The organism is Planococcus sp. 107-1, from assembly GCF_021513255.1.
Lineage (GTDB): Bacteria > Bacillota > Bacilli > Bacillales_A > Planococcaceae > Planococcus.
The window spans coordinates 1601511-1618818 of record NZ_CP090977.1 but is presented as its reverse complement, the minus strand read 5'-3'; the positions used below and the strand labels follow the sequence as shown (position 1 = coordinate 1618818).

General features: G+C 47.1%; 11 protein-coding genes and 3 pseudogenes. All 14 read right to left on the bottom strand.

What is annotated here, in order from left to right:
* Positions 1–33: 33 nt before the first annotated feature.
* Positions 34–1026, bottom strand: a complete 993-nt coding sequence (locus tag L0M13_RS08530; protein WP_235199115.1) for an aromatic acid exporter family protein — start codon at positions 1024–1026, stop codon at positions 34–36.
* Positions 1027–1266: 240 nt separating this feature from the next.
* Entirely contained in the window at positions 1267–1707 is a 441-nt protein-coding gene (locus tag L0M13_RS08525; RefSeq protein WP_235199114.1) for a BrxA/BrxB family bacilliredoxin, read from the bottom strand.
* Positions 1708–1772: 65 nt separating this feature from the next.
* The gene (gene meaB, locus L0M13_RS08520) at positions 1773–2840 is read right to left on the bottom strand and encodes a methylmalonyl Co-A mutase-associated GTPase MeaB (RefSeq protein ID WP_235199113.1); all 1068 of its coding nucleotides are present in this window, start codon (positions 2838–2840) and stop codon (positions 1773–1775) included.
* Positions 2840–4985 (bottom strand): annotated as a pseudogene (gene scpA / locus L0M13_RS08515) (methylmalonyl-CoA mutase). The gene meaB and the pseudogene scpA overlap by 1 nt, the downstream one beginning before the upstream one ends.
* Positions 4982–5143, bottom strand: coding sequence for a hypothetical protein (locus L0M13_RS08510; protein WP_235199112.1), 162 nt, complete (start codon positions 5141–5143; stop codon positions 4982–4984). Before L0M13_RS08510 ends, scpA begins: the two are co-directional and overlap by 4 nt.
* The gene (locus L0M13_RS08505; RefSeq protein ID WP_235199111.1) at positions 5140–6681 is read right to left on the bottom strand and encodes a methylmalonyl-CoA mutase family protein; all 1542 of its coding nucleotides are present in this window, start codon (positions 6679–6681) and stop codon (positions 5140–5142) included. Before L0M13_RS08505 ends, L0M13_RS08510 begins: the two co-directional genes overlap by 4 nt.
* 138 nt (positions 6682–6819) lie before the next feature.
* Positions 6820–8163, bottom strand: a pseudogene (locus tag L0M13_RS08500) (dihydrolipoamide acetyltransferase family protein).
* Positions 8164–8452: 289 nt separating this feature from the next.
* Positions 8453–9435, bottom strand: a pseudogene (locus tag L0M13_RS08495) (alpha-ketoacid dehydrogenase subunit beta).
* Positions 9435–10439: a thiamine pyrophosphate-dependent dehydrogenase E1 component subunit alpha gene (locus L0M13_RS08490; protein WP_235199110.1), complete on the bottom strand. Its 1005-nt coding sequence runs from the start codon at positions 10437–10439 to the stop codon at positions 9435–9437. The pseudogene L0M13_RS08495 and the gene L0M13_RS08490 overlap by 1 nt, the downstream one beginning before the upstream one ends.
* 13 nt (positions 10440–10452) lie before the next feature.
* A complete protein-coding gene (gene lpdA / locus L0M13_RS08485; RefSeq protein WP_235199109.1) occupies positions 10453–11880 on the bottom strand; it encodes a dihydrolipoyl dehydrogenase in 1428 nt (475 codons plus the stop codon).
* A gap of 17 nt (positions 11881–11897) precedes the next feature.
* On the bottom strand, positions 11898–12989 hold the full coding sequence (gene buk, locus L0M13_RS08480) for a butyrate kinase (RefSeq protein WP_235199108.1): 1092 nt from the start codon (positions 12987–12989) through the stop codon (positions 11898–11900).
* A 22-nt stretch (positions 12990–13011) separates the two neighbouring features.
* Positions 13012–14106 carry a Leu/Phe/Val dehydrogenase gene (gene bcd / locus L0M13_RS08475; RefSeq protein WP_235199107.1) on the bottom strand — a complete coding sequence of 365 codons (1095 nt, stop codon included), beginning with the start codon at positions 14104–14106 and terminating at the stop codon, positions 13012–13014.
* A 22-nt stretch (positions 14107–14128) separates the two neighbouring features.
* Positions 14129–15040, bottom strand: coding sequence for a phosphate butyryltransferase (gene yqiS / locus L0M13_RS08470; protein ID WP_235199106.1), 912 nt, complete (start codon positions 15038–15040; stop codon positions 14129–14131).
* A gap of 132 nt (positions 15041–15172) precedes the next feature.
* Positions 15173–17218, bottom strand: a complete 2046-nt coding sequence (locus tag L0M13_RS08465; protein ID WP_235199105.1) for a sigma-54 interaction domain-containing protein — start codon at positions 17216–17218, stop codon at positions 15173–15175.
* Between the last annotated feature and the right edge of the window lie 90 nt (positions 17219–17308).

The window sequence follows — 17308 nt, the reverse complement described above, 5'->3', positions numbered from 1 at the left end:
GGTGAAAGCTTTTCTTTCACCGGTCTTGTGATTTTATAAGGCTGCAGCAGGTTTCGCGCTTTTGAACCCTTTATAGGAAGATTTGATTTCCAAATAAGCTTCCATCTCTTCAATTACTTGATATAAAGCGGCCATGGCCAGGAATTTTTCATGGCTGTCCGGCAGCGGCATGTCCGCAAACTCGTCTTTGACGGCTTCCAGCTTCCCAATATACCGGTAGGCGGTATTTCCCGAATGGACATGGCTTGCAAGATCTTCCAAGAAATCAGCAATAAGATGGGAATGCCCAACTATTACCGGCAAAGCCGTAATTTTCGGCAGGATGCGTTCAATGATTTCCAGTTGCTGCTCCCTCATGTCAAAGTAGTGGTAGTACTTATTTTCAAGGCGGGTAACATGGTTTTCAACATCCTGATACGCTAAAGCTTTTGCATTTTTCAATAGCTCCGAGCTTTCCATCAATTCTTTCCCCGACCAGTCCGACTCCCCTTGCCGGAGATAATTTGCGATTTCCGAGAAAATTGAGGAATACAATACCTCAATCTGGTAGCGGTAATCGTCTAATTTCTTCTCGATGCTCGGCATATACATATTGACTGCAAGAGCGGTTCCGAACCCTACAGCCATCAGCGACAATTCATTGAAAAATAAATCCAGCGTCAAGTTCTGGGAATCATAAATATGCAAAAGGATGACCGAACTCGAAACAAACCCATCCGCAAATCGGAACGTCACCAAAGTCGGGATAAAAAGCAAAATCATGACGCCGATGGTCAAAGGGTGGTACGCAATCCCTTCAAAAAATATAAAAGCATACGCAATTGCGATCAAACTCGCGACCAAGCGGGAAAAAGCAGCGCGTATCGATTTCTTTTTTGTCGGCTGAATGCAAAGAATCGTCAAGATTCCAGCAGAGACATAATAATCAAGCTGAAGCAACTGGGCTAACGAAATGGCAATCGCCACCCCCGCAGCTGTTTTCATCGTGCGGTAGCCAATCCTGTATTTCTTAAGTTTCATAAGCATCCCCTTAAAAGAAAAGCGTAGGCAGCCGTCTAGATTCGACGGGCATAAGACGAGCTGGCGAAGCGGCGTGTTCTCAGCCGCACAGCCGGATTGGCTTATGACCCGAGAATCTGGCTGCCGAAGTCTGGACAACGCAGAAAAGCGTAAGCGGCCGTTTAAGTTCGACGGATAAATAACGAACCTTGCAACCTACACAATCTACTCATTAAAAAAAATGCCCCTTCTTGAGGGGCATTTTCTTTAGATTTCTTCGCAATGCTCTTCAAAGATTTCTTGAATATGCGTGATAACAGACATTGGGTCATGCCCTTCGATTTCATGTCTGCCGATTTCATCGACCATTTTACCGTCTTTCATGAAGACGAAAGATGGAGATGAAGGCAAGTGGTCGTCGCCGAAAATCGCACGTGCTTGAGCTGTTGCTTCTTTGTCCTGGCCAGCAAATACAGTTACAAGGCGGTCAGGGCGTTTGTCGTAATGCACAGCATGCGTCGCTGCTGGACGGGCAATTCCGCCGGCACATCCGCAAACAGAGTTGATCATCACAAGGCTAGTGCCTGGCTGAGCTAAAACATCCGTCACTTCTTCCGGCGTCTGCAATTGTGTATACCCAGCATCGGTCATTTCTTGGCGAGCTTGAGTCACTATATCATTCATAAGAAAATTAAAATCCATTGCCATATCGAACACTCCTTATTTATTACTCCATTTATCATAGCAGGACTTGAAAAGAGTTGCAAAAAAGCTTACTCGAACAAATCCGCTATGGCCTGGGAAACCGTCAATTTTTCTTGAAGTACTTCTCGTTCCAGCCCTTTCACTTGTTGGCTGCGGCTAGGGTCTTCGTAAAAGCGGCTTAGCAATTCATCCGTAATCATCGAACGGAACCAGTCCTTCGTTTGGCTTTGGCGCCGTTTCTGCCAATAGCCGCTCGACTTGATCTGCTCTTCAAAATCTTTGATCATGGCCCACGCTTCCTGAATTCCGGTTTTTTCAAATGAGGATGCCGGAAGCGCTTGCGTTTTCCAGCCCTCTGTTGCACGCTGCATGAAATGAAGGATTTGCTTGTATTCACGCACCGTTTTTTGGGCCAACGCTAGATTATGCTGGTCTGCTTTATGGACAATAATGGCATCAGCAAGTTCGAGGATGCCTTTTTTCATGCCTTGCAATTCATCGCCTGCCCCGGTTAAGACAAGCAGCAGGAACATATCGACCATGCCCCGCACCAAGGTTTCGCTTTGCCCGACGCCGACCGTTTCAACCAATATGATATCGTAGCCTGCCGCTTCGCATAGAAGCATCGTTTCCCTTGTTTTTTTATGGACGCCGCCGAGCGTACCGGCTGTTGGAGAAGGCCGGATGAAGGCATTTGGATTTTTGGCCAATTGCTCCATCCGTGTTTTATCTCCTAAAATACTGCCCCCGGTTATCGAAGAACTTGGATCGATGGCAAGAACCGCTACACGATGGCCATCTTTCGTCAGCATTTCGCCGAAAGTTTCGATAAACGTGCTTTTGCCGGCACCCGGTACACCAGTGATGCCAAGGCGAATGCTTTTGCCGGTATAGGGCAGAAGCCGGTTCAACAGCTCTTGCCCGTTATTTTTATCCTGAGGATTCGCACTTTCCAATAAAGTGATGGCTTTTCCGAGATGCAGACGGGAGCCGCTTCGAACGCCTTCAGCCATTGCGGCTGCATCAAACGGTTTGGATTCCGGCTTCTTGAATTTTTTCCGCGGAGAAGATTTCATGCCGTCATGTGCTGCTTTAACGCCTTCCATGACACGACGCGATCCTTTTTGGCGGTCCATCAGTCTGCCACTTCCTCGTATCCAAGGCGTACATAAATTTCCTCAATGACTTTTTGGGCAGCAACTGGAATGACCGTTCCCGGCCCGAAAATTGCACTCGCCCCATTATTGCGGAGGAACTCATAATCTTGTGCTGGAATTACACCGCCGACCACTATCAGGATATCTTCACGGCCGATTTTTTTCAGTTCCGCTGCAAGATCTGGCACTAAGGTCATATGGCCTGCCGCTAGCGAACTGACCCCGATGACATGGACGTCATTTTCTGCTGCTTGCTGGGCTGTTTCTGCCGGCGTTTGGAATAGGGGTCCGATGTCCACATCGAATCCGAGATCGGCAAATGCCGTTGCGATGACTTTCGCTCCGCGGTCATGGCCGTCTTGGCCCATTTTCGCAACCAAAATACGGGGGCGCCGTCCTTCATTTTCAATAAAGTCCTCCGTCATTTCTTTGACTGTCTCCATTTCCTGCTGATTGGAGAAATTTGAGCTGTAGACGCCGCTCACAGAACGGATCACCGCTTTATGTCTGCCGGATGCGATTTCGATCGCATCTGAAATTTCACCAAGTGTTGCCCGGTACCGCGCTGCTTCGACTGCGCATTCCAGGATGTTCGCATCGCCGGTTTTTGCAGCTTCCGTCAGTTTAGCCAAGGCTTCCTGCACTTTTGCATCATCGCGATCCGCTTTCATCCGTTCGATCTGCTCAATCTGCTTTTTGCGGACCATTGTATTGTCGATATTCAAAATATCGATCGGGTCTTCCTCGTCCAGGCGGTAACGGTTGACTCCGATGATCACTTCTTCATTGGAATCGATTTGCGCCTGCTTTTTAGCTGCGGCTTCTTCGATTCTCATTTTTGGCAGGCCGGTTTCAATCGCTTTAGCCATTCCGCCGAGTTCTTCCACTTCTTCGATCAACTGCCATGCTTTTTCCGTCAATTCTTTTGTCAAAGATTCCACGTAATAAGAACCGCCCCAAGGGTCGATCACTTTTGTCATCATGGTTTCTTCCTGCAAGAATAATTGCGTATTGCGGGCGATCCGCGCAGAAAAATCAGTTGGAAGTGCAATTGCTTCGTCAAGCGCGTTCGTGTGCAGCGACTGGGTGTGGCCCATAGCCGCTGCGTTTGCTTCAATCAATGTCCGGGTTACGTTATTAAATGGATCCTGTTCCGTTAAACTCCAACCTGAAGTTTGGGAATGCGTCCGCAGAGCCAATGATTTTTCGTTTTTCGGATCAAAGCTTTTCATCATTTTCGCCCAAATCTCGCGGGCAGCACGCATTTTAGCGATTTCCATGAAATAATTCATGCCGATGCCCCAGAAAAATGACAAACGCGGCGCAAATGAATCAATGCCGATTCCAGCTGCGAGGCCGGTACGGACATATTCCAATCCATCGGCTAATGTATAAGCAAGTTCGATATCCGCGGTAGCTCCTGCTTCCTGGATATGATAGCCCGAGATCGATATGGAATTGAATTTCGGCATATTAGTTGATGTGTATTTGAAAATGTCCGCAATGATTTGCATCGACATTGCCGGCGGATAAATATACGTATTGCGGACCATGTATTCTTTCAAAATATCATTTTGAATGGTCCCTGCCAATTGATCAGGCGTGACCCCTTGTTCTTCAGCGGCAACGATGAAAAATGCCATAATCGGCACAACTGCTCCATTCATTGTCATCGACACGGACATTTGGTCAAGCGGAATCCCGTCGAATAAGATCTTCATGTCTTCCACACTGTCGATTGCAACTCCCGCTTTTCCTACATCCCCCACTACGCGCGGTGGTCAGAGTCATAGCCTCGATGTGTTGCGAGGTCAAATGCGACCGATAACCCTTTTTGCCCCATTGCCAAGTTTCTCCGATAAAAGGCATTGCTTTCTTCTGCAGTAGAGAATCCCGCATATTGGCGGACTGTCCAGGGACGCGAAACATACATGGTCGAATACGGCCGCGGACATTCGGCGCAAATCCAGGCAGGCTGTCTTCTGTACTTGCCGCGTCTTTGGAAGTGTAAAAAGGCTTCACTGCAATGCCTTCATTCGTTTCAAATGCCTCTTGCTGATATTCTTCTGTGTGAGAAGCTTTAATCCCATTCAAATCAACTTTTGTAAAATCCGGCTTTCTCATTCTTGAACAGCCTCCTTTCCTAACTTCAAAATTTGCTCGAGCTTCGAAGTAATGTGTTTGCCGGTGTAGATGGCATCTTCGATATGGAAAACTTTCCACTCAGCCATCTGCTGTTCCGGATACTTGCCTGCCACGTCAATTACTGCATCCGTAGTCATACCAATGGCAACTTCATCAATTTTTTCTTTCCGCCGCATAATACTGCATACTGGATATGATTTTCTGCAAGGAACTGATTTAATTCTTGCGCCGTCTGGATTTCAGGGCTGATCATCGGCTCGATTCCGCCAACGGCTAAAAATCCTTGGACAAAATCAGACTGTGCTTTCACGGCTTTTAATGGGCCAAGATGGACAATCGCTGTCTTCAGCATCACTTCTTTGCTGCGCGCCCGCAATTTCTCAAACGGTGCAGCCAAACGCTTAGCTGTCATATATTCGAGATGCGTCTCATCAATTTGCCCATCTTTCACCGGCTCTTGTGGGTTCGCATAAACATTCGTACCGATCAGCGACATCTCCCGGACTGCCGCTTTTTCCTTGCGCTCCATCCATTTCGCTTGAATATCATCGGTCAGCCAGCCGGAATTCATCGCTTCTGAATAGCCGCCCGCACCTTCAATCTCCAAGAAATAGCGCCACGCTGCATCAACATATTCATTCGTCAATGTTTCAATGAAGTAAGATCCTGCGCTCGCATCCATGACATGGTTGACATGCGTCTCTTCTTTAATAACCAACTGGACATTGCGTGCAATCCGGCGGCTTTGTGCGTCCGAAACGGTCAAGAAGTCATGTGGATGGACAGTATGCGCATTCGTTCCGCCAAGGACTGCCGAAAAAGTGGCATTGCCTGCGCGAAGCAAGTTTACGTATGGGTCCAATTTTGAATAAGAACGGACCGATGTTTCGGTAAAAATCGGAATTGGAGGAGCTTCTTCCCCATAAGCTGAACAGAATGCCGTCCAAAGTACGCGAAAAGCGCGCAATTTCGCAATTTCCTGGAAAAATGCCGTATCGACTGCAAAACGCACCCACGTGTTTTCAGCCTGTTTCTGGAAATCCTCCTTAGTGACCGTCTCCGCTAAAATGCTGAGTGCCACGCCAAGTTCGTGGATGATGGTGCCTCCTGCATGATGTACCGGTATCGTATCAATTAGCTGGGTGCGTACTTTTGCAGGCGCTTTCACAAATTCTTCCGAATAAATCACACCTTGTACATTCGTCAGCTTTTCCTCTTCCATAAAATCGAAAACCCGCAGAATTTGCGTGTCATCTGACGTTAGGCGGAAGTATAATGGGAAACGCTCAATCAGCGATGCCAATTCCTTCAGCTCGCTGTCATTCCATTCCAAGCGCTGATAGCTTGTGTAGACAATCATTTCATTGCCGCGCGCCAAGTCCTCTTTGACAGCCGTTAAATAATCCGTTGCAGTCGCCGCTGCTGTTTCCTGTGCGATAAACCACCCAGGCAATTGCTTTCCACTGCGGACAGCTTGGATCTGCTGTTCAATCATTTCACCGGATTGCCCCAGCATTTCTTTCGTGTAAAGAGGTTCAAGGGTTATCCCTTCAAGAGTTTTGGTTTTTAAAGTTTCATTGAACGGTTTGCCTTTCAACGCTTTTTCAGCGGCAGCTTGCCATTCTTCATATGTACGCTCCGAAAATTTGGTCTGTTTCATGGACTCGATTGTCACTAGGTTCCCTCCTCAAAGGCGATCTATCTTCATTTTACCCGAGTAAGCACCGACATTAAAGAAAAAAAGCCCGAAGTCCAAAGACTCCGAGCTTTTCTCTCTATTTTCAAAGGATGCAAATCCTCCTGCTCAACGAAATTAATAAACAGAAGTATTGCCTTTGTTCATATTTTCAAGAATTTCTTTCACGCGTCCCATGAATTGGCCGCAAATGAGTCCATCCAATACACGGTGGTCAAGAGACAAACATAAATTGACCATATCGCGCGCCGCAATCATACCATTGTCCATGATGACTGGACGTTTAACGATTGACTCGACTTGCAGAATCGCCGCTTGCGGATGGTTGATGATGCCCATGGATTGCACTGAACCAAACGATCCTGTGCTGTTCACAGTAAATGTTCCGCCTTGCATATCAGCTGATTTCAATTTGCCGGAACGGGCTTTAACAGCCAATTCATTGATTTCCTTGCCGATGCCTTTAATTGATTTTTCATCCGAGTTTTTGATGACCGGGACAAATAACGCATTGTCAGAAGCGACAGCAATTGAAATATTGATGTCTTTCTTCTGGATGATTTTATCTCCGCCCACATTGAGTTCATCATTGGAAATTCTTTCAATGCCTGAGAAACCGCTTTGACGAAAAATGCGAAATATGTGAGGTTGAAGCCTTCTTTGCTTTTGAATTCCGTTTTCAGGGAATCACGGTAAGAAACCAATTCCGTCACATCGACTTCGATCATCATCCACGCATGCGGCGCTTCGTGTTTGCTCTTCAGCATATTGGCTGCAATCGCGCGGCGAACACCCGTGACAGGAATTTCAATGTCGCCAGGCGCACTTTCGATCGGTGCAGATTTTTGTGCTGGCGCAGATGACGTTTGAGCTGGCGCAGAGTCACTTGCAGCTGGCCGGCTTTCTTCTTTCGCAGGAGCTGCTTGTACATCTCCGGCTTTTGGAATATTGCCGCCTTCGATTAATGCCAGCAAATCTTTGCGCGTAATGCGCCCTTCGTTTCCAGTTCCCTGCACTTGTGCCAAGTCGATATCATTATCTTGGGCCAAACGCAGAACTGCAGGCGAGTAAGCGGGCTTTTGAGCCTTCCGGACGTACCGGCTGGGATGAACCTTTCGTTCCTTGCAAGCCTTTTGTCACTTCCGTATCTGCAGCAGGCATAACATTTTCTTTTCCGGTTTCAGCCGGTTTTGCTTCTTCAGCAGGTTCAGAACCTCCGCCTTCAGTTTCGATTGTACAGACAATCGCTCCGACATCCAGCGTGTCGCCTTCATTAGCGATCAATTCTTTAATGATTCCAGTGAATGAAGAAGGTACTTCAGCCGTTACCTTATCCGTATTGACCTCAGCCAAAGGATCGTATTTATTGACGTGGTCTCCTGGCTGAACCAACCATTTTTCAATGGTTCCTTCAGTCACACTTTCGCCAAGCTGCGGCATTTTAATGTTTTCTATAGCCAAAAGGGATTCCTCCTTTATTGAGTGCATCTTTTACTTTTCTTTGTCCAGACTCCAGCGCCCAGATTCTAGTGTCATAAGCCAGTCCAGCTGTGCGGCTGAAAAAATGCCGCTTCGCCAGCCTGTCTTATGCCCGTCGAATCTACACGGGCGCTTGCGCTTTCCTTTGTCCAGACTCCAGCGCCCAGATTCTAGTGTCATAAGCCAGTCCAGCTGTGCGGCTGAAAAAATGCCGCTTCGCCAGCCTGTCTTATGCCCGTCGAATCTACACGGGCGCTTGCGCTTTCCTTTTTTAAAATTCCGCTAGTTCCCGCATCGCTTTTTCCACTTTATCCGGGTTGATCATGAAATATTTTTCCATAGTTGGAGCATAAGCCATTGCCGGAACATCAGGACCGCCAGGCGTTTGATTGGCGCATCAAGGTCGAATAGGCAGTTTTCAGCGATGATTGCCGCCACTTCTCCGATAATGCTTCCTTCTTTATTGTCTTCTGTGACAAGCAATACTTTCCCTGTTTTCTTCACAGCTTCAATGATGCCTTCTTTATCCAATGGATAAATTGTCCGAAGATCAAGAACGTGTGCAGAAATGCCGTCTTCTGCCAAACGTTCAGCAGCTTGCAGCGCGAAATGGACAGCCAATCCGTAAGTGATGACTGTAATGTCGTCGCCTTCTCGTTTTACATCGGCTTTTCCAATTTCAACAGTATAGTCGTCTTCTGGAACTTCACCTTTGATCAAACGGTAAGCGCGTTTATGTTCAAAGAACATGACCGGATCTTCATCGCGGATAGCCGCTTTCAATAATCCTTTTGCATCGTAAGGAGTTGAAGGAATGACAATTTTCAATCCTGGCTGGTTCGCAAATACCGCTTCTACAGATTGAGAATGGTAAAGAGCACCGTGAACGCCGCCGCCAAATGGTGCACGGAAAACGATCGGGCATGACCAGTCGTTGTTCGAACGGTAACGGATGCGCGAAGCTTCCGAAATGATCTGGTTGACTGCAGGCATGATGAAATCAGCAAATTGGAATTCTGCGATTGGACGCATGCCATACATAGCTGCTCCGATCCCGACACCGGCAATTGCCGATTCAGCCAGCGGCGTGTCGACAACGCGGTCTTCTCCGAATTGATCGTAAAGTCCTTGCGTCGCTTTAAATACGCCGCCTTTTTTACCCACATCTTCACCCAGGACAAAAACGTTTTCGTCACGTTCCATTTCTTCTTTCATGGCAAGCGTGATGGCGTCAATATAATTCATTACTGCCATTATTCGTTTCCTCCTTTTTCCGCATAGACATATTTAAGCGCATGTTCCGGTTCTGCGTATGGCGCGTTTTCAGCATAATCTGTCGCTTCATTGACAATCACCATGATGCGGTCGTTGATTTCTTTCTCTAATTCGTCATTCATGATGCCATTTTCTTTCAAATAAGCACCGAAAGTCAGAATCGGATCTTTCTCTTTTTGCGCAGCCAATTCGTCAGCTGAGCGGTATTGACGGTGATCATCATCCGACGAATGGGCCGTCATCCGTTCAGAAACAGTTTCAATCAAGCTTGGGCCTTCGCCGCGGCGGGCGCGGTCAGCTGCTTCTTTAACATGTTTGTAAACTTCAATTGGGTCATTTCCATCAATCGTAACGCCTGGCATGCCATAGCTTGCCGCACGGTCCGAAACGTTTTTGCTCGCCACTTGGCGATCAAATGGAACAGAAATGGCGTATTTATTGTTTTCAACCATTGTGATGACCGGCAATTTATGGACGCCGGCAAAGTTTAGGCCTTCATGGAAATCACCTTGGTTGGAAGAGCCTTCACCAAGCGTATTAAATGTAATGAAATCCTGTTTCTTCATTTTCCCGGCAAGCGCTACGCCTACTGCATGCGGCAATTGCGTCGTTACAGGTGAAGATCCAGTCAAAATGCGGTTTTTCTTCTGTCCAAAATGCCCTGGCATTTGGCGTCCGCCGGAGTTCGGATCTTCCGCTTTCGCAAAAGCAGAAAGCATAATGTCTTTAGGCGTCATGCCGAAATGCAAAACAACCCCTAAATCGCGGTAATAAGGCGCGATATAATCTTTTGTGTTATCCAGTGCATAAGCCGCTCCGACTTGAGCCGCCTCTTGGCCTTGGCATGAAATGACGAATGGGATTTTGCCGGCACGGTTCAAGAGCCACATACGCTCATCGACACGGCGGGCCGTCATCATCGTTTCATAGATCTTCAATAAATCTTCTGTTGTCAAACCTACTTCTTCGTGTTTTGAAGCCATTTGAATTCCTCCTTTAACTATGGATCGCTTTTCCATCTACAGCGAGTGCTGCTTCGCCCATTACTTCAGACAAAGTCGGGTGCGGATGAATCGTCTCTGCAATTTCCCACGGCGTTGCATCAAGCACCATTGCAAGGCCAGCTTCAGAAATCATATCCGTTACATGCGGTCCGATCATATGGACACCAAGAATGTCGTTAGTCGCCTTGTCAGCGATGATTTTCACAAAGCCGTCTGACTCGCCGTAAACAAGCGCTTTGCCGATTGCTTTAAACGAAAATTTGCCGACTTTGACGTCAAAGCCTTTTTCTTTTGCCTGATCTTCTGTGATGCCGACGCTTGCAGCTTCCGGATTTGAATAGATGCAGCGGGATACCAGATCATAATTGATGGCGTGCGGGTTGTTCCCTTTAATATGTTCAATCGCCGTAATTCCTTCGTGTGAAGCCACATGCGCGAGTTGAAGGCCGCCAATGACGTCTCCAATTGCGTAAATATGGGATTCTTTAGTCTGGAAGGTATTTTTTACTTGAATAAACCCTTTTTCAACAATAATATCGGTATTTTCAAGGCCGATGTTTTCAACGTTTGCCTGGCGCCCTACAGAAACCAGCATTCTTTCAGCTGAGAAAGATTCAGTCCCGTTTTTCGTTTCTGCCTGGATCGTCACACCGTTGTCACCAGTCTGGAGCGTTTCAGCCATCACTTTAGCGCTCGTTGCGAACTTGATGCCTTTTTTCGCCAGAAGCTTCTGCATTTCTTTTGAAATATCTTTATCTTCTGTTGGAATGATGCGGTCCGCATACTCGATAACCGTGACTTCTACACCGAAATCATTGAGCATGGATGCCCATTCGATGCCGATAACGCCGCCGCCGACAATCAGAATCGATTTGGGAAGCTCTTCCATTGCAAGGGCCTCATCTGAACTCATGACGAATTTCCCGTCAATTGTAAGACCCGGCAACGTGCGCGGACGAGATCCGGTAGCGATGATGACATTATTCGGAATCAGCATTTCATTTTCTTCTCCGTTATTCATTTCAACAGAAATGGTGCCCGGATTCGGCGAAAAGATGGATGGCCCTAAAATACGGCCAATGCCTTCATAGACGTCGATCTTGCCTTTTTTCATCAAGCCTTTGACGCCTGCATGCAATTGATCAACGATTCCTTGTTTGCGCTGCTGGACACGTGAGAAGTCCAATGATACTTCACCAGTGTTCACACCGAAGTCCGCTGCATGGTTCTTCGTCGTCGAGTAGACTTCTGCACTGCGAAGCAGCGCCTTGCTTGGAATACAGCCTTTATGCAAACAGGTACCGCCTAAATTACCTTTTTCAACAATTGCCGTCTTTAACCCTAATTGTGCTGAACGGATAGCAGCTACATAACCGCCCGTCCCGCCTCCAAGGATAACTACATCATAATTTTGTGCCATGAGTGAAGATGACCTCCTTATTCTGATAATGCTGGGTAAACTTTTGCGTCTTCTTCATTTTTTAAAACCCGGACAGCTCCTTCAGCCAATGCCTGAAGCTCGTTTTCACCCGGTTCAATGATTACATCTGAAATCCAGTGGATGCGCTTCGTGATTTCTTCGGTTAAGGCTTTGCCGTGCACCAGCGCCCCGGTCAAAATGATGGCATCGATCCGGCCTTCAAGAACTGCGCTTGCCGCCCCGATTTCTTTTGCTACTTGATAAGCCATCGCGTCATAAACCGTTTTCGCTGCCAGATCGCCGTTCTTAATCCGCCGTTCGATCCGGACACTGTCGCTCGTGCCTAAATATCCTGCAACTCCAGAATTCCGGACAAGCTTCAGCAGCATATCCCGCCGGCTATAACGCCCGGAATAACACAATTCCACCAAATCACCGGAAGGGATCGTACCTGCACGTTCCATACTGAAAGGGCCGTCGCCGTGAAGGCCGTTGTTGACATCGACCACTTTGCCGCCTTGATGGACCCCTACGGTAATCCCTCTGCCTAAATGGGCGACAATCAGCCGAACATCTTCATAGCTTCGCCCACGTTCTTTGGCATATCTGCGGGCAACCGCTTTCTGATTTAACGCATGAAAAATCGATTTTCGTTCGATGCCGTCAAAGCCAGAGATTCTGGCAAGCGGCGATAATTCATCCACCACTACCGGGTCGACAATGAAAGAAGGGATATTCAAGCCATTTGCGATTTCATACGCAACAATGCCCCCTAAATTGGAGGCATGCTGACCTAATATCCCTTTTTTCAAATCTTCGAGCATTGCTTCATTCACCAAATAAGTCCCGCCTTCTATGGGACGGAGCAATCCTCCTCTTCCACATACTGCCGCCAGATTCGAGACATTCATGCCTTCTTCATCCAACGCTTCAAGAATCGCTTGTTTTCGAACGGCACTTTGACCTGCTAATGAAGCAAATTCATCAAATTCACTTGAAGAATGATGGAGCGTTTTCTCCATGATCAAAATGTCGTTGTCAAAAACGCCGATTTTAGTCGCATCCGAAGCGGGATTCAGGACCAAAATACGATGATGCTGTTCTTGCACAAGCGGACCCTCCATTTCTTTGTTATCTTCTGCTTAGGATGTCATGTCCGTTGCGCAAAAATTGTGATCTTGAATTTCTAACGCGGTTGATGCGTTCTTCTGCCATACGCTCTGCAGCGATATAGCTAGGAATGCCATCACGTTTTGAGATTTCGAAAATGCGTGTGATGCTGTCATAAATTGTTTCAACGCGTTTCATCGCACGTTCGTTGTTGTAGCCGTATAATTCATCAGCAACGTTGATTACGCCGCCTGAGTTGATGACGAAGTCAGGAGCATAAACGATGCCTCTCGCTTCCAATTCATCGCCGTGGCGCTCTTCTTTCAATTGGTTGTTTGCAGACCCTGCTACAACTTTTACTTTCAATTGAGGAATCGTCTCGTCGTTGATGATTGCGCCCATCGCACATGGTGCGAAAATATCCGCTTCTTGTGAATAGATATCATTTGGTGCAACAGCTACTGCGCCGAAATCATTTACTGCACGCTGTACCGCGTCTTGGTTAATATCCGTAACGATCAATTTTGCGCCTTCTTCGTGAAGGTGTTTGCAAAGTGTGTAGGCAACGTTCCCTACGCCTTGGACCGTAATCGTTTTGCCTTCAAGCGAATCGTCGCCGAACGCTTCAAGAGCAGCGGCTTTCATGCCGATGTAAATTCCGTAAGCTGTTACCGGTGAAGGGTTGCCTGAAGAACCGAATGCAGGTGAGATTCCAGTGACGAAATCTGTTTCTTCATGGATCAAGTCCATATCTGCAACTGTCGTACCCACATCTTCAGCTGTGATATAGCGGCCATTCAAGCCTTGGATGAAACGGCCGAAAGCACGGAACATTTCTTCGTTTTTGTCTTTTAACGGATCGCCGATGATAACTGTTTTACCGCCGCCAAGGTTTAATCCGGCAGCTGCGTTTTTATAAGTCATTCCGCGGCCAAGGCGGATTGCATCTTCGATTGCTTCTTCTTCTGTTTCATAATTCCACATGCGTGTACCGCCTAGAGCTGGTCCAAGCGTCGTATCGTGAATGCAGATGATTGCTTTCAAACCTGAGTTTTTATCTTGGCAAAATACCAATTGCTCGTAGTCGTGCTGTTCCATTCTTTTGAAAATTTCCATTGTAAATTCCTCCTAGTGGGTCTCATTGAATGCTCGATGAGCGAATGGCGAGAGCAAGCGAGAACAATTTCGTTTCTGCGCTGTCTGCCCGGGAAGTCAAGACGATGGGCGCTTTTGCCCCCACAATGACGCCTCCCACTTTCGCTTTTGAAAAAAAGACTAATGATTTATACAAGATGTTGCCTGCTTCAATATTGGGGACCAGCAAAATATCAGCTAATCCAGCCGACTTCGTGGCAATCCCTTTGTGTTTGGCTGCTTTTAATGAAATCGCGTTATCGAGGGCGAGCGGCCCATCTACAATGCAGCCCGTTATCTGACCGCGCTTATTCATCGCAGTGAGAGCAGCAGCATCTACTGTCGCTTGCATGACGGGATTGACGACTTCAATTGCAGCGAGCGGCGCAACAACCGGCATGCAGATTCCAAGTGAATGCGCGAAAAAAACTGCATTCTGGAGTATCTCAGCTTTTCTTTGCAGATCCGGGTTGATGTTCATTCCCGCATCCGTCACAAATAGCAGCCGTTCAAAACCTTCGATTTCAAAGGCGGCAACATGTGACAAAATCTGATCGGTCCGCAAGCCAAATTCCGGTTGTAAAACCGCTTTCATTAATACAGCTGTTGGTATATGCCCTTTCATCAATACGTCAGACTCTTTATTGAAAACTGACTTCACAGCTTCTTCAGCTGCTGATTGAGGATCGGCTGCATGGTGAATTTGTATTTTAGGATGATTGCTTAGATAGGGATGGCTTTGCGCCATTACAGAACGCAATTTTCTCATATCATCGAAAAGCCTGAAACTGGCAAGATTCCGTTCGAGCGAGCGGTGGACTGCTTCAAGTACTTCTGAATCAGCTGCAGCCGCAACGGCTACAATCGTTTCTTCGCTGCTCGCCGTACTTTCCAGGATTTCAGCTAATGTGGCCATCAAAATCACCCCGTTCCTTCTTTATTAAAACAGATTGAAAGCTAAGATATAAGGGATGAAAGCGCTTTATTTCCTTTTTAAGGCTATTTATCGTGCAAATTATTGCAAAACCCTGCAATAATTTGCACAGATTCACGATAAGCCATATTTTTCGAGTTTGTAATACAAAGTGCGAAGGGAGATTTCCAGCTGCTTTGCAGTCTTGGATTTATTCCCTTTGAATTGAGTGAGTGCGTGATGCAAAATGCCGCGTTCAACTGCGTCCAGCTGTTCCTGGAGCGGCACAGAAGATTCAACAACTACTTCATGCTTTGCTTCAGCCGCTTTCAGCATATTCCTCGGAATGTGTTCTTCGGTTAAAGTCTTGTCATTCATCTGCATGAAAATCATTGAACGGCTAATTACGTTCTCCAGTTCCCGGACATTTCCGGGCCAATCGTATACTTTCAATAATTGCGTCGCTTTTTCCGTGACCGCCTCTACATTCCGGCCGTATTCCTGATTCAATTTCAGCAAAAGCCGTTCCACGATTTGCGGGATGTCCTGCTTTCGTTTGCGCAGCGGCGGAATTAAAATCGGCATCCGGTTCAGCCTGTAATAAAGATCTTCACGGAATGTGCCGTCAAGAAGCGCTTTTTCCATATTTGCATTTGTCGAAGCGATGACACGGACATTGACGGGAATGGGTGTTGTACCGCCGATGCGCAGCGTCTCATGTTCCTGCAGCACACGAAGGAGCTTGCTTTGAAGGGCGGGAGATAATTCCCCGATTTCGTCAAGAAAAATACTGCCGTTGTTCGCTTCTTCGAACAAACCGCGTTTGGCTCCGCTGTTGACGCCAGGAAGTGCCCCTTCTTCATAGCCGAACAATTCACTGTCGAGCAGCGATTCCGATAAAGCCGCACAATTGACCCTTACGAATTTATTGAATTTCCGCTCACTGGCGCTGTGGATGGCGTGCGCAAACAATTCCTTGCCGGTTCCGGATTCTCCGCGGAGCAATACGGTCACCAAGGTCTGTGCGGCAAGTTTTGCCTGCTGAAGGCTGAGCTGCATTTCAGAAGAATAGCCGACAATGTCATCGAATGTATATTTCGATTCAAGTGTCCGGATGATGCTCCGTGCCCGGTCCAATTCTTTCATCAGCGACCGGATTTCTGTTGTATCGTGGATAACGCCGACACTGCCTTTTAATTGATTGTCTACGATAATCGGCGCCACATTGACAATGACTTCCCGGTTCGCAGGGCCGACTTTCAAATTAACTCCCCGGTAAGGCTTGCGTGTTTGCAGTGCTTTTAAGTGCATGCTTTCCCCTTCCGATATATCTGCAGAAGCCGGCTGCCCGATTACATCTGCCATCTGCAAACCGGTAATGCGTGTATAAGCCGGGTTCACCAACAATCCATTGCCTTTTTCATCGACTACGGAAATGGCATCATCACTGGACTGGATAATCGCTTGCAGCATCGTCTGGACTTCTTTTAAATCCGTAATCTGCTCCGCTAAGGAAACGACTTCACTGATGTCTTTAAAAACAGCGAAAGCGCCGATGGTTTCCCCGTTCTCGTCAATCATCGGAAAACGGGAAGTGACAATTTTGGTGCCGTTTTTTAACACCAGTTCCCGGTTCAACTCAGTGCGCGCAGTTTCATAAATGCGCGAAAGTTCACTCGAAGAAATGATTTCATTGACCGGCCGGCCGATGGCAGATTCGATATCCACATTGACCATGCGGGCAGCGCTTCGATTCATGAAATTGACATGCCCGTCTTTATCGATTCCGATCATGCCTTCTTCTATGGAATTAAAAATGATATTCTGTTTATGGCTTTCTTCGCTCAGCAACGAAATCAAATGTTCTTTTTCTATCAACAGGCGGACAAGGGCGTTGGCGATGCTGCCGGGGATGATTACCGTATTTTCCGAAAAAAATTGCGGCAATTCCTTTTGCACATTCTCACTTCCCGTTACGTTAAAGACCATATCCACTAGTTCTTTGTTAAAGTCCCGGTAATTGTCAGTGACAAATATTCCTTCGGTATGCGCCGTATGAATCGCCGGCGCATCCAAATTTGTGTCTGCAATGCCGATGACCTGCATATAATCCGATTCCAATAAAATCTGTAAAATGGCAGAGCCTCCAGCGCCGCCGCCGATAATCACTACGTTTTGCAAATGGATTCATACCTTTCCTATACATCTTGCAATAAATTGCAGTCTCTTTTTAAAGGGTACATCAGGAACGAATTCTTGACAACTTAATCA

Bases quoted from the DNA above. Each gene is read 5' to 3' on its own strand.
- L0M13_RS08530 (WP_235199115.1), bottom strand. From the start codon at position 1,026: ATGCTTATGAAACTTAAGAAATACAGGATTGGCTACCGCACGATGAAA.
- L0M13_RS08525 (WP_235199114.1), bottom strand. From the start codon at position 1,707: ATGGCAATGGATTTTAATTTTCTTATGAATGATATAGTGACTCAAGCT.
- meaB (WP_235199113.1), bottom strand. From the start codon at position 2,840: ATGGACCGCCAAAAAGGATCGCGTCGTGTCATGGAAGGCGTTAAAGCA.
- L0M13_RS08510 (WP_235199112.1), bottom strand. From the start codon at position 5,143: ATGACTACGGATGCAGTAATTGACGTGGCAGGCAAGTATCCGGAACAG.
- L0M13_RS08490 (WP_235199110.1), bottom strand. From the start codon at position 10,439: ATGGCTTCAAAACACGAAGAAGTAGGTTTGACAACAGAAGATTTATTG.
- lpdA (WP_235199109.1), bottom strand. From the start codon at position 11,880: ATGGCACAAAATTATGATGTAGTTATCCTTGGAGGCGGGACGGGCGGT.
- bcd (WP_235199107.1), bottom strand. From the start codon at position 14,106: ATGGAAATTTTCAAAAGAATGGAACAGCACGACTACGAGCAATTGGTA.
- yqiS (WP_235199106.1), bottom strand. From the start codon at position 15,040: ATGGCCACATTAGCTGAAATCCTGGAAAGTACGGCGAGCAGCGAAGAA.